A 22,385-nucleotide genomic window follows, 5' to 3' on the forward strand; every position below is an offset into this window, starting at 1 on the left:
CCTACGAAAGGGGTACGCCCTCCCCGACGGGGGAGGAGCGGGGAGGGCGTACCGACAAGGGAGCCGGACGGGTCAGCTCGCCTTGCGCTGGAAGGGGTGCAGCAGGTCGGACAGGTGCCAGTGGTGGTCCTCGCGCTGTTCCTGCTCGCCCGTGCCCTCGGCCTCGGCGTCCGCCGTCGGGGCCTCCACAGGGCCGGCCTGCGGGGGCACGCGGTGGGGCCGGTGCGCCGCGTTGCGCGCGGACTCGACCCGCCCGGGCCGCATGATCCGCACGATGTGTCCGTCGCAGTTCTGGCACGTGGGCTTGCTCAGCGGGGAGGGCACGACCTGCCCGTCCGCCACGTAGAGGACGAACTCGTGCCCCGTGGCGTCCGTGTGGTGCTCAATCTCGTACGACTGCTCCCAGCCGTACCCGCAGCGCATGCACGCGAAGGAGTACGACTCGTTGACGACGGCACTCGCACCGGCGCGGAGCCCGGTCTGCCCTGTGATCTCACTCATGCCAGCTCCTGTTCCGCTGTGGCGTGAGGACGATTCCGCCCCCGCAACCCAGTGGACTCCTCAGCCGGACCGATGGCAGCAGACCTGTCGACTAATTGGCCCCGATTTGAGCGTCCCTTGCCTCACAGGCAGATCACCTTTGCCCACCCATGGGGCGCACGCTCATCCGACATGCGCCCTGCTCAGAGGGTGGTTAGTCGTCTTTTAGGGGCGCGGGGAACTGCGCGCTCAACCACACCCCACCCGCGCCCCGCAAACCACTCCAGCCCCCACCCCGAACCCGGCTACCCCGCCGCGTTCTTCGCGGCAACCACCGCATCGAACACCACCCTCTTCGGCACCCCGGCCTCGACCGCCACCGCGGCAATGGCCTCCTTGCGCCGCTCCCCCGCCTCCTCCCGCACCCGGACCCTCCGCACGAGCTCCTCGGGCCCGATCTCCTCGGGCCCCTTCTCAGGCGCCCCCTCCACCACGACGGTGATCTCCCCGCGCACACCCTCCGCGGCCCACGCGGCGAGTTCCTCCAGCCCGCCCCGCCGGACCTCCTCGTACGTCTTGGTCAGCTCCCGGCACACCGCGGCCCGCCGGTCGGCCCCGAAGACCTCGGCCATCGCCGCGAGCGTGTCGTCGAGCCGGTGGGGAGCCTCGAAGTAGACGAGCGTGCGCCGCTCCCCGGCCACCTCCCGCAGCCGCCCCAGCCGCTCCCCCGCCTTGCGCGGCAGGAACCCCTCGAAGCAGAACCGGTCGACGGGCAGCCCCGACAGCGCGAGCGCGGTGAGCACGGCGGACGGCCCGGGCACGGCGGTGACCCGGACGTCCCGCTCCACGGCGGCGGCGACCAGCCGGTAACCGGGGTCCGACACCGAGGGCATCCCGGCGTCCGTGACGAGCAGCACACGCGCCCCGCCCACCAGTTCGTCGACCAGTTCCGGGGTCCGCGCGGTCTCGTTGCCCTCGAAGTACGACACCACCCGCCCCTTGGGTGTGACGCCGAGCGCCTGGGTCAGCCGCCGCAGCCGCCGCGTGTCCTCGGCGGCGACGACATCGGCTCCGGCCAGTTCCTCGGCGAGCCGGGGCGGGGCGTCCGCGATGTCGCCGATGGGGGTGCCTGCGAGTACGAGGGTTCCGGTCACGCCCTCCATCCTCCCAGGGGCCGGGGACGCACACTCCTCCCAGGGGCGGACGATGGGGACGCATACCGGCCATGCACGGGACTCACACAGCACGGTTCCCTACGATGGCGCGGTGACCAGTACCGCGTCCTCCACGGACACCCGTCAGGACCAGGCGCCGCACGAGCAGCGGCCGTCCTGGCAGCAGCGGCTGCGCCGCTTCGGCTACCAGCAGCCACGAAGCGACGCCGGTGACGTCCGTGACCGGCTTGTGCCGCCGTACACCGAGCCCGGCCCGCGCCTGTGGGCCGCGCTCGGCATCCCGCACACGCTCGCGGGGCGGCTGGTGCGCTGGTCGGGGTGGATCGGCCCGCTGCTCGTCACGCTGCTGGCGGGGGTGCTGCGGTTCTGGAACCTGGGCAACCCCAAGGCGGTGATATTCGACGAGACGTACTACGCCAAGGACGCGTGGGCGCTCGTCCACCGCGGTTTCGAGGTCAACTGGGACAAGAACGCCAACGACCTGGTCCTCTCGTCGGGCGGGCACGTGACGATCCCGACGGACGCGGCGTACGTCGTGCATCCGCCGGTCGGCAAGTACGTCATCGGGCTCGGTGAGCTGCTGTTCGGTTTCGACCCGTTCGGCTGGCGGTTCATGACGGCGCTGCTCGGCACGCTGTCGGTGCTGCTGCTGTGCCGGATCGGGCGCCGACTGTTCCGCTCCACGTTCCTGGGGTGCCTGGCGGGCGCGCTGATGGCGGTGGACGGCCTGCACTTCGTGATGAGCCGCACGGCGCTGCTCGACGGCGTGCTGATGTTCTTCGTGCTGGCCGCGTTCGGCTGTCTGCTCATCGACCGGGACCAGGCGCGCGGGAAACTCGCCGCGGCGCTCCCGGTGGACGCCGACGGCCGGGTCCGGCCCGACCGGTACGTCGCCGAGACGGCCCGCCTGGGGTGGCGCCCCTGGCGCTGGGCGGCGGGCCTGATGCTGGGCTTGGCCTTCGCCACGAAGTGGAACGGCCTGTACATCCTGGCCGCGTTCTGCCTGATGGCGGTCCTGTGGGACGTCGGCTCGCGCCGGGTGGCCGGCGCCCGGCACCCGTATTCGGCGGTGCTCCGGCGCGACACGGGTCTGGCGTTCCTCGCCACGGTCCCGGTCGCGATCGTCACCTACGTGCTGTCCTGGACCGGCTGGATCCTCTCCGCCACGGACGGCAAGGGCGGCTACTTCCGCAACTGGGCCGCGACCGACGGCAAGGGCGGCAACTGGACGTTCCTGCCCGACTGGCTGCGCAGCCTGTGGCACTACGAGCACCAGGTGTACGAGTTCCACGTCGGCCTGTCCTCGCCGCACACCTACCAGTCCAACCCGTGGAGCTGGCTGGTCCTGGGCCGCCCGGTGTCGTACTTCTACGAGTCGCCCGCGCCCGGCAAGGACGGCTGCCCGGCCGACGCCGGCGAGAAGTGCGCCCGCGAGGTCCTGGCCCTCGGCACGCCGCTGCTGTGGTGGGTCGCCTGCTTCGCGGTCCTCTACGTCCTGTGGCGCTGGCTGCTGCGCCGCGACTGGCGCGCGGGCGCCATCGCCTGCGGCATCGCGGCCGGCTACCTGCCCTGGTTCATGTACCAGGAGCGCACGATCTTCTTCTTCTACGCCATCGTCTTCCTGCCGTTCCTGTGCCTGGCGGTGGCCATGCTCCTCGGCGCGATCATCGGCCCGCCCCGCTCCACCGACACCCGCCGCGTCGTCGGCGCCACGGCCGCGGGCGTCCTCGTCCTGCTGATCGCGTGGAACTTCATCTACTTCTGGCCGCTGTACACCGGCACCGCCATCCCCATCGACGACTGGCGGGCGCGAATGTGGCTGGACACGTGGGTCTAGCCGCCTGCCTTCGGTCAAAAATCGAAAACGCCTGTGCCGACAGCAACCGCTTGTGCATAGAGTGCTCCCGGATCGAGCTTTCTGAACACGTTCAAAGGAGCGTGTGAAGCTCAACGGGGAGGGGACCGCCTCATGGGCAGGGGGGTCAAGGCCGCCGTCATAGGCGGTGTGTTCGCGGTGATGGTGGGCGGGGCCGGGTACGGGGCCTACAACATCATGAGCGCGCTGAGCGGTGACGGGGGCGGTACGAGCGGGGTGGCCGCGGAGAAGAAGTCGGGGCCGCCCGGCAAGGACGAGGTCGGAAAGACCACGGCCGAGTTCTTCGCGGCCTGGGAGAAGGGCGAGGCCGCGACGGCGGCGTCGTACACGAACAACGACGCGGCCGCCGAGCAGCTGCTGACCGCCTTCGGGGACGACGCGCACATCACCGATGTGAAGATCACGCCCGGCACGGCGGCCGGCACCACCGTGCCCTTCACGGTGAAGGCGAAGGTGGCCTACGGCGGGAAGTCGGAGCCGCTGAGCTACAGCAGCAAGCTGACGGTCGTGCGCGGCCTCACCAGCGGGCGGGCGCTGGTCGACTGGCAGCCGTCCGTCGTGCACCCGGAGTTGAAGAAGGACGACACCCTCGTCACGGAGCGGTCGGACAGCCCGCCCATCGAGGCGGTCGGCCGTGACGGCTCGGAGCTGACGAAGGAGAAGTACCCCTCCCTCGGCCCCGTCCTGGACGCCCTGCGCGAGAAGTTCGGACGGAAGGCCGGCGGCTCCGCCGGCATCGAGCTGGTCGTCCGGCACAGCGGGAGCGCTCCCGACACCCCGCTGCTGACCCTCGCCGAGGGCAAGCCCGGCAAGCTCACCACCACGATCAGCCCGAGCGCGCAGGCGGCGGCCGAGAAGGCGGTCAAGCGGTTCGCCCAGTCGTCGGTGGTGGCCGTCAAGCCGAGCACCGGTGAGGTGCTGGCCGTCGCGAACAACCGTACGGACGGCTTCAACGCGGCCTTCGAGGGCCGGACCGCACCTGGCTCCACGATGAAGATCATCACCGCCGCGATGCTCATCGACAACGGCGTGACCTCGATGAGCGGCCCGGCACCCTGCCCGCCCACGGCGACGTGGCAGAGCCAGACCTTCCACAACCTCAAGGGCATGAAGCCCAACGAGAACGCCACCCTCGCCGACAGCTTCATGCGGTCCTGCAACACCGCCTTCATCAAGCTCATCGACGAGAAACCGCTCACGGACGCGTCGCTGAACCAGGAGGCCGAGCAGCGCTTCGGGCTCGGGCAGGACAACTGGAAGACCGGCATCGTCTCCTTCGACGGCAGCGTCCCCGCGGTCGGCGGACCGGACCAGGCGGCCGGTGCCATCGGGCAGGGCCAGGTGCAGATGAGCCCGCTGAACATGGCCTCGGTGACCGCGACCGCGATCACCGGCACCTTCCGCCAGCCCTATCTCGTCTCGCCGAGGCTGGACGACCGGCAGCTGGCCCAGGCCGAGGGCCTGAAGGCGAGCACCGCCGCCCAGCTGAAGCAGATGATGCGGCTCACCGCGACCCAGGGCACCGCCCAGGAGGCCATGGCAGGGCTCGGCGGCGACATCGGCGCCAAGACCGGTTCCGCCGAGGTCGACGGGAACGCCAAGTCCAACAGCTGGTTCACCGGGTTCCGGAACGACATCGCGGCGGCGGCCATGACCGAGGAGGGCGGCCATGGCGGCGACGCGGCCGGGCCGATTGTCGCAGCCGTGCTACGAACAGGTGGCTGATCTCACCTCCGCGGGACGGGACTCTAGGGTGGTGGCCGTCGTTGGGACAGCCGAGGGCAACGGGGACCCTGGGGATTCGTGGAGGAACGGACAGCAGTGGGCAACAGAAGGCGCGTCGCCGAGCGAGGGAAGACGAGGCCCGCCGTGATCGGCGGGATGATCGCCGTGGTCGTCGGCGGTGCCGGGTTCGGCGCCTACGCGCTGTACGGCGCCGGCGCGTCGGCCGACGACGGCACCCGCGCGGCCTCCACGGACCAGAAGCCCGAGGTGAAGACCGGGCCCCTGTCGGCGACCGAGGTCACCACCACCGCCCGGACCTTCCTCACCGCCTGGCAGTCGGGGAAGGTCACCGAGGCCGCCGCAGCCACCGACGACTCGGCGGCGGCCAGGTCCCTGCTCACCGGCTACGCCAAGGACGCCCGCATCAAGGACGTCACCCTCACCCCGGGCAAGCCCACGGGTGACAAGGTGCCGTTCTCCGTCAAGGCGACGGTGGCGTACAAGGACACCGAGAAGCCGCTGGCGTACGACAGCGCGCTGACCGTCGTCCGACGTACGAGCGACGGGAAGCCGCTGGTCGACTGGCACGCGGCGGTCGTCCACCCGGATCTGAAGGACGGCGACAAGCTGGTCACCGGCGAGGCGGGCACGCCCCCGGTCAAGGCCCTCGACCGGGACGGCGGCGAACTGACCAAGCAGAAGTACGCCTCGATCGGACCCATCCTGGACGGGCTGCGCGAGAAGTACGGCAAGGAGGCCGGCGGCAAGGCCGGCATCGAGCTGCGGGTCGTGCGCGGGAAGTCCGCCACGTCGGACGACCTGTCGGACAAGACCCTGCTCGAGCTGAGCAAGGGCACGCCGGGCACGGTGAAGACCACGCTGGACCCGGCGCTGCAGGCGGCAGCCGAGAAGCAGGTCGCGAGGAAGGCCCGGTCGTCGGTGGCCGTGGTGCGGCCCTCGACCGGCGAGATCCTGGCCGCCGCCAACGCCTCCCCCGGTTTCAACACCGCCTTCCAGGGCTCCCTCGCGCCCGGCTCCACGATGAAGGTCATCACCTCCTCGCTGCTGATCGAGAAGGGCCTGGCCTCGGCGGACAAGAAGCACCCGTGCCCGAAGTACTTCACGTACGGTCACTGGAAGTTCCAGAACGACAAGAAGTTCGAGATCAAGGACGGCACGTTCAAGGCGAGCTTCGCCCGTTCCTGCAACACGGCCTTCATCAGCCAGGCGCCCAAGCTCAAGGACGACGACCTGACCAAGCAGGCCCAGCAGGTCTTCGGCCTGGGGATGAACAACTGGGCCATCGGTGTGCCGTCCTTCGACGGCGCGGTGCCGGTGCAGTCGGCGGCCCAGATGGCCGCCTCGCTGATCGGGCAGGGCGGCGTCCGGATGAACCCGCTGAACATGGCGTCGGTGTCGGCGACGGTCGAGTCCGGCACCTTCCGCCAGCCGTACCTGGTCTCCCCGGACGTGGACGGCCGCAAGCTCGCGACGGCCTCGCGCACGATGTCGGCGGGCACGCTGTCCCAGCTGCGTGAACTGATGGCGTACACGGCCGACTACGGCACGGCCGCGGAGGCGATGGCCGGGATGGGCGGCGACGCCGGCGCGAAGACCGGGTCCGCCGAGGTCGACGGCCAGAAGAAGCCGAACGGCTGGTTCACCGCCTACAAGGGCGACCTGGCGGCGGCGGGCGTGGTCCAACAGGGCGGGCACGGCGGTTCGACGGCCGGTCCGATCGTGGCGGCGCTGCTGAAAGCCGGCGGCTGAACCTCAGGGCCTGACGGACTGACGCCCGAGCCGGGCTCAGTGCGTGACCGGTTCCGCGGCGGCCGTGTACGTCCGCCGCAGGAACCGCAGCAGCGCCTGCCGCTCGAACTGCACCACCGACACGCCCTGCGCGGAGTGGAACTCCACGACGGCCTGCACCCGGCCGCACGGCCACACCCGCACCTCACCGCTGCCCGTGGGGGCCCGCAGCCCCTCCTCCAGCAGCCGGCGGTCGAAGGTCCACTCCCGCCCCCCGGCCCCGGGCAGACGGATCCGGACACTGCGGGGATCGCGTTCGGGGTCGTACCGCAGCGTCACCGGAACCGCTTCCAGCTCGTCGGTCAGCGGGACGGCCGCGTCCGTGACGATGTGGGCTCGCGCGTACTGCTCGACTACGGACATCGGACGGACCCTTCACCGTGCGCTACCTGTGCGGAGACTGTGCGTCCAGCCCCTCTCCAATGTCGCATATTTTCCGGATCGCGCTCCCGGAGGCCGGAGATATCGGACGTGAGGTAAAACAAGCATCCCGCTCTTGCAAAGCATTCGCATCAAGCCACATCATCGAACAGTGCATGTACCCGACGGATTCATCAACGCGCCCACCTCCGCCGCCACCGGTGTGATCGCCGCGGGCGCCGTCGCCGTGAGCCTGCGCGGCGCCCGCCGCGAACTCGACGAGCGGACGGCACCGCTGGCCGGACTCGTCGCGGCGTTCATCTTCGCCGTGCAGATGCTGAACTTCCCCGTCGCGGCGGGGACCAGCGGCCATCTGCTCGGCGGTGCGCTCGCCGCGATACTCGTCGGCCCCTACACCGGGGTCCTGTGCGTCTCCGTCGTCCTGCTCATGCAGGGCATCCTCTTCGCGGACGGCGGTCTGACCGCGCTCGGTGTCAACATCACCAACATGGCGATCGTCACCACGGTCGTCGCCTACGCCCTCTTCCGCGGCCTGGTGAAGGTGCTGCCCCGCACCCGCCGGTCGGTCACCGTGGCCTCGTTCGTCGCCGCCCTGGTCTCCGTCCCGGCCGCCGCCCTGGCGTTCACGCTGATGTACGCGGTCGGCGGCACCACCGACGTGTCGATCGGCAAGGTCGCCACCGCCATGATCGGCGTGCACGTCCTGATCGGCATCGGCGAGGCCGTGATCACCGCGCTGACCGTCGGCGCGGTCATCGCCGTCCGCCCGGACCTGGTGTACGGGGCGCGCGGGCTGACGCAGAAGCTCAAGCTGCGGGTGAACGGCGAGCTCGTCGACGCGCCCGGCGCCGAGCCCGCGCCCGTGGCCGCCCGGACCTCGCACCGCAAGGTGTGGGCCGCGGGCCTGGCCGCCTCCCTGGTCCTGGCCGGGTTCGTCAGCTTCTACGCCTCCGCGAACCCGGACGGCCTGGAGAAGGTCGCCGCCGACCACGGCATCGACAAGAAGACCGAGGAGCACGCCGTCGCGGACTCCCCGCTCGCCGACTACGGCGTCAAGGACGTCGACGACGCCCGGCTGTCCGGCGGGCTGGCGGGCGTCATCGGCGTGGGCGTCACGGTCGTCGCGGGCAGTGCGGTCTTCTGGGTCGTCCGCCGCCGCCGTGCCGACGACGTCTCCCCGTCGGAAACATCGAGCACCACGGACTCGACGAGCACCACGGACTCGACGAGCACCACGAGCGTCTGACATGGGAGCGGGGCACGCGCACAAGCTCTACCGGCACGGGCACTCGCCCGTGCACGGTCTGCCGCCGCACACCAAACTCGCCGCCGTGTTCGCCTTCGTGGTGGTCGTGGTGTCGACGCCGCGCGAGGCCATGTGGGCCTTCGGGCTGTACGCCGTCCTGCTCGGGACCGTGGCGTACGTCGCGCGCGTGCCCGCCGGGTTCCTGCTGCGGCGGCTGCTGATCGAGGTGCCGTTCGTCGCGTTCGCGGTGCTGATGCCGTTCGTGGCGGAGGGCGAGCGGATCGAGGTCCTCGGTCTGTCCCTGAGCGTCAACGGCCTGTGGGGCGCCTGGAACGTGCTCGCCAAGGGCACTCTCGGCGTCGCCGCCTCCGTCCTCCTCGCCGCCACCACCGAACTGCGCGAACTGCTCCTCGGCCTGCAGCGGCTCAAGCTCCCGCCGCTCCTCGTGCAGATCGCCTCCTTCATGATCCGCTACGGCGACGTCATCACCGACGAGATGCGGCGCATGCGGATCGCCCGGGAATCCCGCGGCTTCGAGGCGAAGGGCGTCCGCCACTGGGGCGTCCTGGCCAAGTCCGCGGGCGCCCTGTTCATCCGCTCCTACGAGCGCGGCGAGCGCGTGCACCTGGCCATGGTCAGCCGCGGATACGCCGGCTCGATGCCGGTCATCGACGAGGTGACCGCGTCCCGGGCGCAGTGGTCGTACGCCCTCGCCCTGCCCTGCGCGGCCCTCGTCGTGTGTCTGCTGGGATGGACCCTGTGACTGCTGATGTGACGCCTTCCCTGGACGTGGCCGGACTGGCCTTCGCCTACCCCGATGGGCACCAGGCCCTCTTCGGGGTCGACTTCTCGATCGCGCGCGGCGAGCGGGTCGCGCTGCTCGGTCCGAACGGCGCCGGCAAGACGACCCTCGTGCTCCACCTCAACGGCATCCTCAGCGGCGGCACCGGCGCCGTGAAGGTGGCCGGACTGCCGGTCGGCAGGCAGCACATGGCGGAGATCCGGCGCCGGGTCGGCATCGTCTTCCAGGACCCGGACGACCAGCTCTTCATGCCGACCGTCCGGGAAGACGTGGCGTTCGGGCCCGCGGCGGCCGGGCTGAAGGGGCCGGAGCTGGAGCAGCGCGTGGACCGGGCCCTGGAGCGGGTCGGCATGGCGGAGTTCAAGGACCGCCCGCCCCACCACCTCTCCTTCGGGCAGCGCCGCCGGGTGGCCGTCGCGACCGTCCTCGCCATGGAGCCGGAGATCCTCGTCCTCGACGAGCCCTCCTCCAACCTCGACCCCGCCTCCCGCCGCGAACTGGCCGACATCCTGCGGTCGCTGGACGTGACCGTGCTGATGGTCACGCACGACCTGCCGTACGCCCTGGAGCTGTGCCCGCGCTCCCTGATCCTCAGCGAGGGCGTGATCGCGGCGGACGGCCCGACCGGCGAACTGCTCTCCGACGAGGACCTGATGCGCGCCCACCGGCTGGAGCTGCCGTTCGGCTTCGATCCGCGTTCGGTGACAATGGGCGCGTGACGAACAAGGAGACCGAGGGCTCGCTGCTGCTGGACGACCAGCTCTGCTTCGCGCTGTACGCGGCCCAGCGGGCGGTGACGTCCGTCTACCGGCCCCTCCTCGACGAGCTCGGCCTCACCTATCCGCAGTACCTGGTCCTGCTGGTCCTGTGGGAGCGCGGTGAGACCACGGTCAAGGAGCTGGCCGCCGCGTTGAGGCTCGACTACGGCACGGTGTCGCCGCTGCTCAAGCGGCTGGAGAGCCTGGGGTTCGTCCGCCGGGAGCGCGCGGCGCACGACGAGCGCTCGGTGCTGGTCGCCTGCACGGAGCGCGGGGAGGGGCTGCGGGACCGCGCGGCGTGCGTACCGGGCGCCTTGCTCGCGGCGACGGGGCTCGCCGCACCGGAGGTCACGCGTCTGCGCGAGGAGCTGTGGCGGCTGGCGGAGAAATCGCAGGCGGCCTCGAACCGCCCGCACTGATCGCCCGAACCGTCCGCACTGATCGCCCGTTACCCCCGGTTATCACCCCCTGCTGAGCGGACGCTTTCCTACTGGCCGGTACCTTGTGCGCGATGTATTAGTGCGACCTGTTCTGGGGGATCCAGCCATGCCTGACGCCGCCGCCGTCGACACCCGCCCGACGAAGATCATGTACGTGGCCGAGGCCACCGCCCACGGCGGCCGCGAGGGCTATGTCACCAGCCAGGACGGCCAGATCGACCTCAAGGTCGCGATGCCCCCGCAGCTCGGCGGCGACGGCGCCGGCACCAACCCGGAACAGCTCTTCGCGGCCGGCTACAGCTCCTGCTTCCACAACGCGCTGATCCTGGTCGGCAACCGCGAGGGCTACGACCTGACCGGCTCGACGGTCTCCGCGAAGGTCGGCATCGGCCCCAACAAGCAGCGCGGCTACGGCCTCGCGGTCGCCCTGAGCGTCTCGCTGCCCGTCCTCGACCCGGACCTCGCGGGCAAGCTGGTGGACGCGGCCCACGAGGTCTGCCCGTACTCGAACGCGACCCGCGGGAACATCGACGTGACGATCGTGCTTGGTTGAAAGGGGATCGAGTCGGCGAGACGAGGAGTACGGACGTGGACGTGCACGGCACAGTGGCCGAGGGCTTCGAGCCGGTCAGGGACACGTTCGTGCGGAACTTCGCCGAGCTCGGGGAGCGGGGCGCGGCGGTCGCCGTCTACCGGGACGGGCGGCGGGTCGTCGACCTGTGGGCCGGCACGAGGGACGTCGACGGCACGGCCTCCTGGGAGCGCGGCACCGCCCAGGTCGTGCGCTCGGCGACGAAGGGTGTCGCCGCCGCCGTACTCCTGCTGCTGCACCAGCGCGGGCAGCTGGACCTGGACGCGCCGGTGGGCCACTACTGGCCGGAGTTCAAGGCGCGGGGCAAGGAGCGGGTGCTCGTCCGGCACGTCCTGAACCACCGGGCCGGCCTGCCCGTGCTCGACCACCCGCTCACCCCCGAGCAGGCCCTCGACCCGCTGCGGGGCCCGGAGGCGGTCGCCGCCCAGGCCCCCGCCTGGGAACCCGGCACCGACCACGGCTACCACGCGCTCACCTACGGCTGGCTGCTCGACGAACTGGTGCGACGCGTGACCGGGCAGGGCGCCGGCGCATGGCTCGCCGCGCAGCTCACCGGCCCGCTGGGCCTGGACCTCTGGCTGGGCCTGCCGGACGCGGAGGCCGACCGGGTCGGACGCGTGGGCCGCGTCGAGGGACCCGAGCCGGCCGGCGGCCTGCGCACCCGCCCGAAGCGCTCGGTCACCGCGGCCTACGAGGACCCGGCCTCCCTGACCCGCCGGGCCTTCGCCGCGATCACCCCGTTCCCGGACCAGAACGACCCGGCCTACCGCGCGGCGGCCCTCCCCGCGACCAACGCCATCGCGACGGCGGAGGGACTGGCCCGCTTCTACGCGACGCTGATCGGCGACACCGCCGGCGCGGCACGCCTGTTCACGCCGGAGACGGTCGAGCTGGCCCGGGCCGAGGAGTCGGCGGGCCCCGACCGCGTCCTGGTGGTCGGCACCCGCTTCGGCCTCGGCTACATGCTGCACAGCAGCGCCTCTCCCTTCCTCACACCGGGCTCCTTCGGCCACCCGGGCCGCGGCGGCGCCCTCGGCTTCGCGGACCCGGACACCGGGATCGCGTTCGGCTATGTCACCAACGGCTTCCGCAAGACGGTGACGGCGGATCCGCGGGCGCAGGGGCTGGTGCGGGCGGTGCGGGGAGCACTGAGGCTCTAGACGTCCTGGATGCCCTGAATGTCCTGGACGTCTCTAGACGTGGATCGGGTGGGAGGTCCGCCCGGACGCCTGGTCGATCTCCTCGTGCGCCTTGGTCAGCAGTTGCATGGCGAGCTCGTTGAGTGCCCGGGCGCCGGCGATCTCCTCCCCGACTCTGGGCTGATTGGGGTCGGTCCGGTGCCGGCTGGCGTGCCCGCGCGCCCGTACCTCGGTGCCGTCGGGCAGCCGGACCATCGCCACCGCCTGGGTGTGCTGGTCGTCCTCCCGGAACTCCATCTCGACGTGCCATCCGACACTGGTGTGCATCATGTCGATCACCTCCGGAACGCCTAGTTCCAGGGTCCTCCTCAGGAGGGGGATGCGCACCCGTCCGACCCGGACTATCCGGTGTGCAGCATCAGCCCGATCCCGGCGACGAGCAGCCCGGCCGCCACGATCCTCGGCGCCCCGAACCGCTCCTTGAAGAGCACGGCCCCGATCGCCGCGCCCACGATGATCGACGACTCGCGCAGGGCGGCGATGGGTGCGAGCTCGGCCTTGGTCTGGGCCCACAGGACGAGGGCGTAGGCGGCGACGGAGAGGGCGGCCCCGATGAGCCCGACTCCGGCGAACGGCCGGAGCACGGCCACGGTCTCCGGCCCCCAGCGGCTCACGGCGTAGGCGGGGATCACGACACCCTGCACGGCCATCAGCCAGGCGATGTACCCGAGGGAGGAGCCGGAGGCCCGCACGCCGAGTCCGTCGACGACGGTGTACGCCGCGATCGTCAGGCCGGTCGCCAGGGCCGCCCCGATCGCCGCCCAGTCGGGCCGGCGCCCGCGCAATCCCCACACGGCGACGCCGGTCAGCCCCGCGCACGACAGGGCGATACCGGCGGCGGCCCACCCGTCGGGCACCTCGTGCGCGAAGACGGCGGCGAGCACGGTCACGACGAGCGGTGCGGTGCCGCGCGCGATGGGATAGGCCTGCCCGAAGTCGCCCAGCCGGAAGGACTTCATCAGCAGCGCGTAGTAGGCGATGTGGATGACGGCGGAGCCGAGCAGATACGGCCATGCCCGGGCCGCCGGGAACGCCACGAAGGGCGCCAGGGCCAGCCCGATGACCACCCCGCCGCCCGAGATCAGCGCGAACCCGGCCAGCTTGTCGGTGATCTGGTGCGCGATGGCGTTCCAGCTGGCGTGCGTCACGGCGGCGAGCAGGACGGCGGCGGTGACCAGGGGTGTCACGCGGAGAGCTCGCGCACGTCCACGAGGGTGGCGCCGGCGTGGGTGACGAGGTCGCAGGGCGGCATGGGGAACACGGCGTACGGCGTCCCGGCGGCGGCCCAGACGACGTCGTGCCCGAGGAGGGACCGGTCGGCGAGCACACGCGTCCTCGTCCGGTGCCCGAAGGGCGGCACCCCGCCGATGGCGTACCCGGTGGTCTCGCGCACGACATCGGCCCTGGCCCGCGTGACCTTGTCCGCCCCGAGCTCCTTGCGTACGAGCTCGAGGTCGACCCGGGAGGCCCCGTCCATGAGGACGAGCACCGGCACGCCGTCCGCGGCGAAGATCAGCGACTTGCAGATCTGGCTCAGCTCACACCCGAGCGCGGCGGCGGCCTCGGCGGCGGTGCGGGTGGCTTCCGGGAACCGGCGGACCTGGGGCACGAGGTCCCCGATCCCCAGCTCCCGCAGGGCCTCGGCGAAACGGGGGTGCGCTCCGGGGTTCTCGGCGTCCGTGGCGTCAGTCGTCGTCATGCGGGCACGCTAGCGGTACGTGTACGAGACACGCGAGGCGGTTTCAGCCGGTGGCGTCCTCCGGCCGGACATCCGCGAACTCCCACCACGCGAGCGGCAGCCAGTCTCCGTCGACGAAACCGTCGACGGACCCTCCGGTGCCCCGGATCGTCACGCGTGTCCCCTCCGGGTAGACGACCCCGGACAGGCCGGGAACCGCTACGAGCAATGTGCCGATACGTCCTGACAAGGCCGTACTTCCTTTCCTCTGTAGATGCAAATCGTCTCATCATGCACCAGCCTGGTATATGACCCACGGCACAGTTGGAGGTGCGTGACGATGAGGGCTGTCGTGTACAAAGGCCCCTTCGAGGTAGCGATAGAGCAAGTGGAGGACCCACGGATCCAGCACCCGAACGACGTGATCGTCCGTGTCACCTCGACCGCGATCTGCGGCTCGGACCTGCACATGTACGAGGGCCGTACCGCCGCGGAACCGGGGATCGTGTTCGGCCACGAGAACCTCGGGGTCGTCGAGGAGACAGGAGAGGGAGTCACCTCGCTCAGCCGCGGCGACCGGGTGGTGATGCCCTTCAATGTGGCATGCGGCTTCTGCAAGAACTGTACGGCCGGCTTCACGGGCTTCTGCCTGACCGTGAACCCGGGCTTCGCCGGCGGCGCCTACGGCTATGTCGCGATGGGGCCCTATGTGGGAGGCCAGGCGGAGTACGTGCGCGTGCCGTACGCCGACTTCAACTGCCTCAAGCTTCCCGAGGGCACCGAGAAGGAGACCGACTTCGTCCTGCTCGCGGACATCTTCCCGACCGGCTACCACGGCAACGAACTGGCCGACGTGCGTCCCGGTGACAGCGTCGCCGTCTACGGTGGCGGACCGGTCGGGCTCATGGCCGCCTACTCCGCGATGCTGCGCGGCGCGAGCAAGGTGTTCGTGGTGGACCGCGTGGCGGAGCGGCTGGAGAAGGCGCGGGAGATCGGTGCCGTGCCGGTCGACTTCACCCAGGGCAGCCCGGCGGAGCAGATCAAGGAGCAGACCGACGGCCAGGGCACCGACAAGGGCATCGACGCCGTCGGCTACCAGGCGCAGGCGCAGGGCGAGGACCGCGAGGAACCGGCGACCGTACTGAACGCGCTCGTCGAGACGGTCCGGCCGACGGGCGCGCTCGGCGTGCCCGGCCTGTACGTCCCGCGCGATCCCGGCGGGCCGGACGAGCAGGCGAAGCACGGCATGCTGATGGTCTCCATCGGGCGCCTCTTCGAGAAGGGGCTCCGCATGGGCACCGGCCAGTGCAACGTCAAGCGGTACAACCGCCACCTGCGTGACCTGATCATCGAGGACCGTGCGAAGCCGAGCTTCGTCGTCTCGCACGAGCTCCCTCTCGACCAGGCGCCGACCGCGTACGAGAAGTTCGACAAGCGCGTCGAGGGCTACACCAAGGTGGTCCTCCACCCGCACGCGTGAGAAATACGCGGCAGAAGCAGCAGCCGGTGAGGGCACTCCGTCCCACGGGGCCCTCACCGGCCGGTCTCTCACGGTGCTGTCAGGGGACGTGTACAAGCTCCCTGTCCTGGTCCCCGCGGTCGGTGTCCGTGCGCAGGCCTTCGCCCTCGACGTCCACGTTGGGCAGTGCCCGGTCCAGCCACTTGGGCAGCCACCAGGCCTTGCGGCCGAGGAGGGCCAGGACGGCCGGGACGATGGCCATGCGGACGATGAACGCGTCGAAGAAGACCGCGATCGCGAGGCCGAAGCCGATCATCTTGACCATCGACTCGGAGGAGCCGATGAAGCCGGCGAAGACGGCCATCATGATGACCGCCGCGGCCGTCACCACCCGGGCGCCGTGCCGGAAGCCCGTCACGATCGCCTGGCCGGCCTTCTCGCCGTGGACGTAGGCCTCCCGCATCCGGGTCACCAGGAAGACCTCGTAGTCCATCGCCAGGCCGAAGACCACGCCCACCATGAAGATCGGCATCATCGACATGACCGGGCCGGTCTGCTCGACGCCCATCAGGTTCGCCAGCCAGCCCCACTGGAAGACCGCGACCACGGCGCCGAGGGCCGCCATGACCGACAGGAGGAAGCCGAGGGCCGCCTTCAGGGGGACCAGGATCGAGCGGAACACCACGATCAGGAGGAGGAAGGCCAGGCCGACCACCAGGACCAAGTAGGGGATCAGGGCGTCGTTCAGTTTCTCGGAGACGTCGATGTTCATCGCCGTCTGACCCGTGACGAGCACGTTCGCGTCCGAGTCGGCCTTGATGCCGGCGCCCTTTTCGCGGATGGAGTGGACCAGGTCCTCCGTCGCGACCGACGAGGGCTTGGAGTCCGGGATGACGGTGATCGTCGCCGTGTCACCGGCCTTGTTGGGCGCCGGCGGCGTGACCGTGACGACGTCCTTCAGGCCCTTGATCTCGTCGCCGACCTGGGTGAAGGCCGCCTTCGGGTCGTCGCTGTGCTTCGCGTCGACCACGACCATCAGCGGGCCGTTGAAGCCCGGCCCGAAGCCCTCGGAGAGGAGGTCGTAGGCGCGGCGCTGCGTGGTGGAGGTGGGCTGGGCGCCGTCGTCCGGCAGGCCCAGTTCCAGGCTCGCCGCCGGGACGGCCGCCGCGCCGAGGCCGATGACGCCGAGCAGCAGCACCGCGACCGGGCGGCGGACGACGAAGCTCGCCCAGCGCGTGCCCAGGTTCGGCTTGGCCGGCTTGGCCTGCCCGTCCTGCCCGTCCTTGTTCTTCGCCCGGCCGAGCAGCCTGCCCTTCTCCCCCGCCGGCTTCACCCTCCGGCCGGCGTACCCGAGCAGTGCCGGGATCATGGTCAGTGCGATCAGTACCGCGATGGCCACGGTGCCCGCCGCCGCGACGCCCATCTTCGTCAGCATCGGGATGTTGACGACGGACAGGCCCACCAGGGCGATCACGACCGTGAGGCCCGCGAAGACCACCGCGGAGCCCGCCGTACCGACGGCCCGGCCCGCCGCCTCCTCGCGGTCGCGGCCCTCGGCCAGTTCCGCGCGGTAGCGGGAGACGATGAACAGCGCGTAGTCGATGCCGACCGCCAGGCCGATCATCATCGCGAGGGTGGAGGTCGTCGAGCCAAGATCCAGCGCGCTGGCCAGTGCCGTGATCGTCGAGACGCCGATGCCCACGCCGATGAGCGCCGTCAGCAGCGGCAGGCCGGCCGCGACCAGCGAGCCGAAGGTGATGACGAGGACGACGGCGGCGACCGCGATGCCGATGATCTCGGTGGTGCCGGTGTGCGGGACCGTCTGGAGCGCGTCACCGCCGATCTCGACGGTCAGACCGGCCTTGCGGGCGTCCCGCGCGGAGTCCTCCAGGGCGTCGCGGGAGGAGTCCTCCAGTTCCATGCCGGAGACCTTGTACGACACCTGCGCGTACGCGACCGTGCCGTCCTTGCTGACGGCCTTCGCCTGGTACGGGTCGGTGACGCGGACGACCTCGGAGCCGTCGGAGAGTTCCTTGACGGTCTCCCGGACGGTCGCCTTGTTGCCCGGGTCGGTCATCTTCTCGCCGTTCGGCGCCTTGAAGACGACGCGAGCGGTGGCTCCGTCGGCACTCGTGCCGGGGAAGCGCTGTTCCAGCAGGTCGAAGGCCTTCTGCGCCTCGGTGCCGGGGATGGAGAAGGAACTGTTGCCCGCGGCGGGTGCGCCGGCCGCGCCGGCACCGGCGAGGGTCAGCAGGGCCACCCATATCAGGGCGACGAAGTGCCGCCGCCGGAAGGACATCCGGCCGATCTTGTAGAGGAATGTGGCCACGAGGGCGTACTCCCGGTCAGGTCGTGGGGTCTTGAGGGCAGGGGTGATCAGCCCGACGACGTGAGCGGTTCGCGTCAGGTGCTGCGGTGGGGATGGCTCAGGTGGTGGGAATGCCGAGGGCGGGGAGGACCACGGCGTCGATGTACGAGGTGAGGAACGCCTGCGTGGGCGGCTGGTCGTCGATCAGCGTGCGCGTGGCGAAGGCGCCGACGAGCATGTGCACGATGTAGTCCAGCGCCGGGCGGCCGGCCTCGACCTCACCGCGGTCGACCGCTCTTTGCACCACCCGGTGGAACTCCTCCATCTCGGGCTCGATGAGCAGTTCCTTGAAGGCCTGGAGCAGGTCCGGGTTGTTGTGCACCGCCATGAACAGACCGCGCATCAGCGCGGCGTTCTGCTGCATGGTGCAGTCGTCCTCACGTGAAGTGAGGGCGTGCAGGTCGCCCCGCAGGGATCCCGTGTCGACGTCGGCGATGCCGCCCGGCTTGTTGTGCCGGATCGCCTTCGCCACCAGCTCCGGCTTGCCGCCCCACTGGCGGTAGAGCGTCGCCTTGCTGGACCGGGTGCGAGCGGCCACGGCGTCCATGGTGAGAGCGTCGTAGCCGACCTCGCGGAGCAGGTCGAGCACGGCCGCGTACAGCTCGGCCTCACGCTCGGGCGTGATCCGACTGCGACGCGCGGTGGCGACCTCAGCCATCTCGCTCACCTTCCTGCTCCGATTCCTGCTCCGAACGACACGGTTTCGTACGTCACGAATGTAGCGCACCTTCCATGGAAACGAAACCGTTTCGTACGTGTCCTGACTCACGAGGCCACACTCACCGTTTTGTCATAACTTGCTCCGGTCCGCCCCCAGGCAAAGCATGAAGACGTGACCTACCTGCGTCTGCCGCACCTCCATGACGACCTGCTCTGCTTCGTGGCCGAGGACGACCTCTGGCTCGCCCCGCTGGACGGCCCCGGCCGCGCCTGGCGGCTCACCGTCGACCGCACCAAGGTGGGCCACCCCCGTTTCTCGCCCGACGGACGGCACCTCGCGTACACGAGCTGGCGCAGCCTGGTGCCCGAGGTCCATCTCGCGCCGGTGGACGGCGGCCCGGCCCGGCAGGTGAGCCACTGGGGCAGCGCCGACACCCGGGTCTGCGGCTGGACCCCGGACGGCGAGATCCTGGCCGTGGCCTCGCACGGCGAGCCCTTCTCGTACTTCACCTGGGCGTACAAGGTCGCCCTGGACGGCGACCCGGGCCGCAAGCTGCCCTGGGGGCCGGTCGCCGACATCCAGGTCGCCGATCTGGACGGGGAGCGCAAATCGCTCCTCCTCACCGGCACCCCGCCGCACGAACCGGCCGCCTGGAAGCGCTACCGCGGCGGGGCCATGGGCAGGCTGTGGCTGCACGGCGAACGGCTGCTCGAAGGCCTCGGCGGCCATCTGCACTCCCCCATGTTCGTCGGCGGCAGGATCGCCTTCCTCTCCGACCACGAGGGCGTCGGCAACCTCTACTCGTGCGCCTACGACGGTTCCGACCTGCGCCGGCACACCGACCACGACGCCTTCTACGCCCGGCACGCCGCCAGCGACGGCACCCGGGTGGTGTACCAGTGCGCGGGCGACCTGTGGCTGGTCGACGACCTGTCACCGGACTCCGAGCCGCGCCGGCTGGACGTACGGCTGAGCGGGCCGCGCCCGGGGCGGCGCCCGTACCAGGTGCCCGCGGCCCAGCACGTCGACGGCATCTCGGTCGACGAGACCGGGCGCGCCAGCGCGGTCGTCGTCCGCGGCAGCCTGTACTGGCTCACCCACCGGGACGGCCCGGCCCGCACCCTCACCGACGCCCCGGGCGTCCGGGTGCGGATGCCGGAGATGCTCGGCGCGAGCGGGCGGGTGGCGTATGTGACGGACGCGGAGGGCGAGGACGCGATCGAGATCGCCTTCCTGCCCCGGGCGAGCGGCGACCGCGAGCCCAGGCGGCTGGCCTCGGGCGAACTGGGCCGGGTCCGCGAGCTGGTGTCGGACCCCGAGGGCGAGCGGCTGGCGGTCGCCTCGCACGACGGGCGGCTGCTGCTCGTGGACGTCTCCGAGGAGTCCGACGGCGAGGTCACCGAGCTGATCCGGTCGATCAACGGGCCCGTGCGCGACCTCGCGTTCTCCCCGGACGGGGCGTGGCTGACCTGGTCGCATCCGGGCATCGGGCGGACTCTGCGGCAGATCAAGATGGCTCGGATCAAAGACAGGTTCGTCGTGGACGTCACCAACGGCCGTTTCGAGGACGAGAACCCGGTCTTCACGCGCGACGGCCGCTACCTCGCGTTCCTCTCCTGGCGCGGCTTCGACCCCGTCTACGACGTGCACACCGGCGACCTGTCCTTCCCGCTGGGCTGCCGCCCGTATCTCGTGCCGCTGTCCTCCGCGACGCCCTCCCCGTTCGCGGTGAACCCGGAGGGCCGCCCGGCCGCCGGGGGCCTGGACCCGGTGGAGGACGACGAGAACGGGGAGAGCGGCGCCGTGATCGTCGAGGTCGAGGGGCTGGAGAGCCGGGTCACGCCGTTCCCCGTGGCCGCCTCCAAGTACTCGGCGCTGCACCCGGTGGCCGGTGGCGGGCTGGTGTGGCTGCGCTGGCCGATCTCGGGCGCGCTGGGCGAGACGTTCGCGAACCCGGACGACACCAGCGGCCGCCCGACCCTGGAGCACTTCGCGATCACCAAGGCCAAGAAGTCCGAACTCGCCGTGCACCTGGACTTCTTCGCGGTCAGCGGCGACGGCACGCGGCTGGTGATCGTCGACGAGGGCGAGCTGCGCGCGGTGCCCGCGACCGAGCCCGGTGACCTGGACTCGACGGTGTGGATCGACGCGCGCCGCATCCTGCACGTGGTCGACCCGGCGGCGGAGTGGCGGCAGGCGTACGAGGAGGCCGGGCGGCTGATCCGGGCGTATTTCTGGGAGCCCGGCATGTGCGGCATCGACTGGGACGGGGTGCTGGACCAGTACCGTCCGCTGGTCGAACGGGTCGCCTCCCCCGACGAGTTCGCCGACCTGCTGCGCGAGGTGCTGGGCGAGCTGGGCACGTCCCACGCGTACGTCGCCGCCGCCCGGCGCAACGAGGGCCCGCCGCACTACCAGCGCCGGCAGGGCCTGCTGGGCGCCAACTTCGTACGCCGGGACGGCGGCTGGACGGTCAAGCGGATCCTGCCCGGCGACTCCTCCGATTCCAAGGCCCGCTCCCCGCTGGCCGGTACGGGCATCCGCGAGGGGGCGGTCCTGACCCATGTCGACGGCCGCCCGGTGGATCCGGACGCGGGCCCGTATCCGCTGCTGGCGGGCGCGGGCGGTACGACGGTGGAGCTGACCTTCTCCCCGGCGCAGGGCACGGGTCCTCCCCGGCGGGTCGCCGTCGTCCCGCTCGTCGACGAGCGGCCGCTGCGCTACCAGGACTGGGTGGCCAAACGCCGGGCGGTGGTACGGGAGTTGAGCGGCGGGCGGTGCGGGTATCTGCACATCCCGGACATGGGCGGTTCGGGCTGGGCGCAGTTCAACCGGGATCTGCGCATGGAGGTGTCGCGGCCCGCGCTGATCGTGGACGTGCGCGGCAACGCCGGCGGTCACATCAGCGAGCTGGTCATCGAGACGCTGAGCCGCACGATCCTGGGCTGGGACCTGACCCGCGACGCCCAGCCGGTGTCGTACACCTCGAACGCGCCGCGGGGCCCGGTGGTGGCCCTGGCGGACGAGGCGACGTCCTCCGACGGCGACATGATCACCGCCGCGTTCAAGCTGCTGAAGCTGGGCCCGGTGGTGGGGCAGCGCACCTGGGGCGGTGTGGTCGGCATGACCGGCCGGCACGAGCTGGGGGACGGCACGGTCATCACGGTGCCGATGAACGCGGCCTGGTTCGACGCCTACGGCTGGTCGGTGGAGAACAAGGGCGTCGCCCCCGACATCGACGTCCTGCGCACCCCGCTGGACTGGGCGGAGGGCCGCCACGCTCAGCTGACCGACGCGGTGGAGCTGGCGCTCGGGCTGCTGGAGACCAACCCGCCGGCGAAACCGCCGACGTACAGCGACGTCCCGGACCGCTCCCGTCCGAAGCTGCCGCCCAGGACGTGACGAGGGCCCGAGGGTTCCGGACGTGAGGAAGGGGCGCCCCGCGCGAGGCACCCCTTCCGTTCAGCACGCAACGTCAGGCGTCGTAGTCCTGGTCGAAGCGGTCCTCCTGCTCGCGCTCCCGCTCACGCTCGCGCTGCGAGGGCTGCGAGGGGTCCGAGGGGTCCATGTCCTCGTCACGCCGGCGACCGCGGCCCTGCATCTGCTCGCGGGCCTGGTCGGCCTTCTGCTTGGCCTGGTTCTGCCACTGCTCGGACTTCTCCTGGAACTGGTCCTTCATACCCATGTGGGTTCACTCCCGTTGGGGGTGAGGGGATCTGGCTCGATCAGATTCACA

General features: G+C 71.1%; 21 protein-coding genes. 11 read left to right on the plus strand and 10 right to left on the minus strand.

Annotated elements, in window-relative coordinates:
- Positions 1-72 precede the first annotated feature (72 nt).
- Positions 73-501, minus strand: a complete 429-nt coding sequence (locus ACIBL4_RS27050) for a hypothetical protein (protein WP_399414408.1) — start codon at positions 499-501, stop codon at positions 73-75.
- 284 nt (positions 502-785) lie between these two features.
- Positions 786-1,634: a 16S rRNA (cytidine(1402)-2'-O)-methyltransferase gene (gene rsmI / locus ACIBL4_RS27055; RefSeq protein ID WP_399414409.1), complete on the minus strand. Its 849-nt coding sequence runs from the start codon at positions 1,632-1,634 to the stop codon at positions 786-788.
- Positions 1,635-1,746: 112 nt separating this feature from the next.
- Between rsmI and ACIBL4_RS27060 the strand changes: the two genes are divergently transcribed.
- From ACIBL4_RS27060 to ACIBL4_RS27070, 3 genes are all read left to right on the plus strand, one after another.
- Entirely contained in the window at positions 1,747-3,492 is a 1,746-nt protein-coding gene (locus ACIBL4_RS27060) for a dolichyl-phosphate-mannose--protein mannosyltransferase (RefSeq protein ID WP_399414410.1), read from the plus strand.
- A gap of 132 nt (positions 3,493-3,624) precedes the next feature.
- A complete protein-coding gene (locus ACIBL4_RS27065; protein WP_399414411.1) occupies positions 3,625-5,256 on the plus strand; it encodes a penicillin-binding transpeptidase domain-containing protein in 1,632 nt (543 codons plus the stop codon).
- A 96-nt stretch (positions 5,257-5,352) separates the two neighbouring features.
- On the plus strand, positions 5,353-7,026 hold the full coding sequence (locus ACIBL4_RS27070) for a penicillin-binding transpeptidase domain-containing protein (protein WP_399414412.1): 1,674 nt from the start codon (positions 5,353-5,355) through the stop codon (positions 7,024-7,026).
- Between the two features lie 36 nt (positions 7,027-7,062).
- Here the strand turns inward: ACIBL4_RS27070 and ACIBL4_RS27075 are convergent, their stop codons facing one another.
- Positions 7,063-7,428, minus strand: coding sequence for an SsgA family sporulation/cell division regulator (locus tag ACIBL4_RS27075; protein WP_399414413.1), 366 nt, complete (start codon positions 7,426-7,428; stop codon positions 7,063-7,065).
- 169 nt (positions 7,429-7,597) lie between these two features.
- On the opposite strand from ACIBL4_RS27075, the gene ACIBL4_RS27080 reads away from it, so the two are divergent.
- From ACIBL4_RS27080 to ACIBL4_RS27105, 6 genes are all read left to right on the plus strand, one after another.
- The gene (locus ACIBL4_RS27080; protein ID WP_399414414.1) at positions 7,598-8,692 is read left to right on the plus strand and encodes an energy-coupling factor ABC transporter permease; all 1,095 of its coding nucleotides are present in this window, start codon (positions 7,598-7,600) and stop codon (positions 8,690-8,692) included.
- A 1-nt stretch (position 8,693) separates the two neighbouring features.
- Positions 8,694-9,455, plus strand: coding sequence for a cobalt ECF transporter T component CbiQ (cbiQ, locus tag ACIBL4_RS27085; RefSeq protein WP_399414415.1), 762 nt, complete (start codon positions 8,694-8,696; stop codon positions 9,453-9,455).
- On the plus strand, positions 9,443-10,213 hold the full coding sequence (locus ACIBL4_RS27090) for an energy-coupling factor ABC transporter ATP-binding protein (RefSeq protein WP_399414416.1): 771 nt from the start codon (positions 9,443-9,445) through the stop codon (positions 10,211-10,213). The genes cbiQ and ACIBL4_RS27090 overlap by 13 nt, the downstream gene beginning before the upstream one ends.
- Positions 10,210-10,671: a MarR family winged helix-turn-helix transcriptional regulator gene (locus ACIBL4_RS27095; RefSeq protein ID WP_399414417.1), complete on the plus strand. Its 462-nt coding sequence runs from the start codon at positions 10,210-10,212 to the stop codon at positions 10,669-10,671. The genes ACIBL4_RS27090 and ACIBL4_RS27095 overlap by 4 nt, the downstream gene beginning before the upstream one ends.
- Before the next feature lie 127 nt (positions 10,672-10,798).
- Positions 10,799-11,245, plus strand: coding sequence for an organic hydroperoxide resistance protein (locus ACIBL4_RS27100; RefSeq protein WP_399414418.1), 447 nt, complete (start codon positions 10,799-10,801; stop codon positions 11,243-11,245).
- A gap of 35 nt (positions 11,246-11,280) precedes the next feature.
- Positions 11,281-12,444, plus strand: a complete 1,164-nt coding sequence (locus tag ACIBL4_RS27105) for a serine hydrolase domain-containing protein (protein ID WP_399414419.1) — start codon at positions 11,281-11,283, stop codon at positions 12,442-12,444.
- Positions 12,445-12,477: 33 nt separating this feature from the next.
- Here the strand turns inward: ACIBL4_RS27105 and ACIBL4_RS27110 are convergent, their stop codons facing one another.
- The 4 genes from ACIBL4_RS27110 to ACIBL4_RS27125 form a co-directional block, all read right to left on the minus strand.
- Positions 12,478-12,753 (minus strand): DUF1876 domain-containing protein, encoded by a 276-nt coding sequence (locus ACIBL4_RS27110; RefSeq protein WP_399414421.1) that lies wholly within the window; start codon positions 12,751-12,753, stop codon positions 12,478-12,480.
- 71 nt (positions 12,754-12,824) lie between these two features.
- On the minus strand, positions 12,825-13,670 hold the full coding sequence (locus ACIBL4_RS27115; protein WP_399414422.1) for an EamA family transporter: 846 nt from the start codon (positions 13,668-13,670) through the stop codon (positions 12,825-12,827).
- Positions 13,667-14,182, minus strand: coding sequence for a YbaK/EbsC family protein (locus ACIBL4_RS27120; protein WP_399414423.1), 516 nt, complete (start codon positions 14,180-14,182; stop codon positions 13,667-13,669). Before ACIBL4_RS27120 ends, ACIBL4_RS27115 begins: the two co-directional genes overlap by 4 nt.
- Before the next feature lie 43 nt (positions 14,183-14,225).
- The gene (locus ACIBL4_RS27125; protein WP_150481382.1) at positions 14,226-14,411 is read right to left on the minus strand and encodes a hypothetical protein; all 186 of its coding nucleotides are present in this window, start codon (positions 14,409-14,411) and stop codon (positions 14,226-14,228) included.
- Between the two features lie 90 nt (positions 14,412-14,501).
- On the opposite strand from ACIBL4_RS27125, the gene ACIBL4_RS27130 reads away from it, so the two are divergent.
- Positions 14,502-15,641 carry a glutathione-independent formaldehyde dehydrogenase gene (locus ACIBL4_RS27130; RefSeq protein WP_399414424.1) on the plus strand — a complete coding sequence of 380 codons (1,140 nt, stop codon included), beginning with the start codon at positions 14,502-14,504 and terminating at the stop codon, positions 15,639-15,641.
- A gap of 79 nt (positions 15,642-15,720) precedes the next feature.
- Here the strand turns inward: ACIBL4_RS27130 and ACIBL4_RS27135 are convergent, their stop codons facing one another.
- Positions 15,721-17,949 carry an MMPL family transporter gene (locus ACIBL4_RS27135; protein ID WP_399414426.1) on the minus strand — a complete coding sequence of 743 codons (2,229 nt, stop codon included), beginning with the start codon at positions 17,947-17,949 and terminating at the stop codon, positions 15,721-15,723.
- A 97-nt stretch (positions 17,950-18,046) separates the two neighbouring features.
- Positions 18,047-18,646: a TetR/AcrR family transcriptional regulator gene (locus ACIBL4_RS27140; protein WP_399414427.1), complete on the minus strand. Its 600-nt coding sequence runs from the start codon at positions 18,644-18,646 to the stop codon at positions 18,047-18,049.
- A 174-nt stretch (positions 18,647-18,820) separates the two neighbouring features.
- Here ACIBL4_RS27140 and ACIBL4_RS27145 point away from each other — a divergent pair, with 174 nt between their 5' ends.
- Positions 18,821-22,051: a S41 family peptidase gene (locus ACIBL4_RS27145; protein WP_399414428.1), complete on the plus strand. Its 3,231-nt coding sequence runs from the start codon at positions 18,821-18,823 to the stop codon at positions 22,049-22,051.
- 73 nt (positions 22,052-22,124) lie between these two features.
- On the opposite strand, the gene ACIBL4_RS27150 is transcribed toward ACIBL4_RS27145, so the two are convergent.
- Positions 22,125-22,334: a hypothetical protein gene (locus ACIBL4_RS27150; RefSeq protein WP_399414429.1), complete on the minus strand. Its 210-nt coding sequence runs from the start codon at positions 22,332-22,334 to the stop codon at positions 22,125-22,127.
- Positions 22,335-22,385: the final 51 nt, after the last annotated feature.

It is taken from the genome of Streptomyces sp. NPDC050416, assembly GCF_044458845.1.
Lineage (GTDB): Bacteria > Actinomycetota > Actinomycetes > Streptomycetales > Streptomycetaceae > Streptomyces.

Bases quoted from the DNA above. Each gene is read 5' to 3' on its own strand.
- cbiQ (WP_399414415.1), top strand. From the start codon at position 8,694: ATGGGAGCGGGGCACGCGCACAAGCTCTACCGGCACGGGCACTCGCCC.
- ACIBL4_RS27075 (WP_399414413.1), bottom strand. From the start codon at position 7,428: ATGTCCGTAGTCGAGCAGTACGCGCGAGCCCACATCGTCACGGACGCG.
- ACIBL4_RS27065 (WP_399414411.1), top strand. From the start codon at position 3,625: ATGGGCAGGGGGGTCAAGGCCGCCGTCATAGGCGGTGTGTTCGCGGTG.
- ACIBL4_RS27130 (WP_399414424.1), top strand. From the start codon at position 14,502: ATGAGGGCTGTCGTGTACAAAGGCCCCTTCGAGGTAGCGATAGAGCAA.
- ACIBL4_RS27150 (WP_399414429.1), bottom strand. From the start codon at position 22,334: ATGGGTATGAAGGACCAGTTCCAGGAGAAGTCCGAGCAGTGGCAGAAC.
- ACIBL4_RS27100 (WP_399414418.1), top strand. From the start codon at position 10,799: ATGCCTGACGCCGCCGCCGTCGACACCCGCCCGACGAAGATCATGTAC.
- ACIBL4_RS27050 (WP_399414408.1), bottom strand. From the start codon at position 501: ATGAGTGAGATCACAGGGCAGACCGGGCTCCGCGCCGGTGCGAGTGCC.
- ACIBL4_RS27090 (WP_399414416.1), top strand. From the start codon at position 9,443: ATGGACCCTGTGACTGCTGATGTGACGCCTTCCCTGGACGTGGCCGGA.
- ACIBL4_RS27110 (WP_399414421.1), bottom strand. From the start codon at position 12,753: ATGATGCACACCAGTGTCGGATGGCACGTCGAGATGGAGTTCCGGGAG.
- ACIBL4_RS27140 (WP_399414427.1), bottom strand. From the start codon at position 18,646: ATGGCTGAGGTCGCCACCGCGCGTCGCAGTCGGATCACGCCCGAGCGT.
- ACIBL4_RS27120 (WP_399414423.1), bottom strand. From the start codon at position 14,182: ATGACGACGACTGACGCCACGGACGCCGAGAACCCCGGAGCGCACCCC.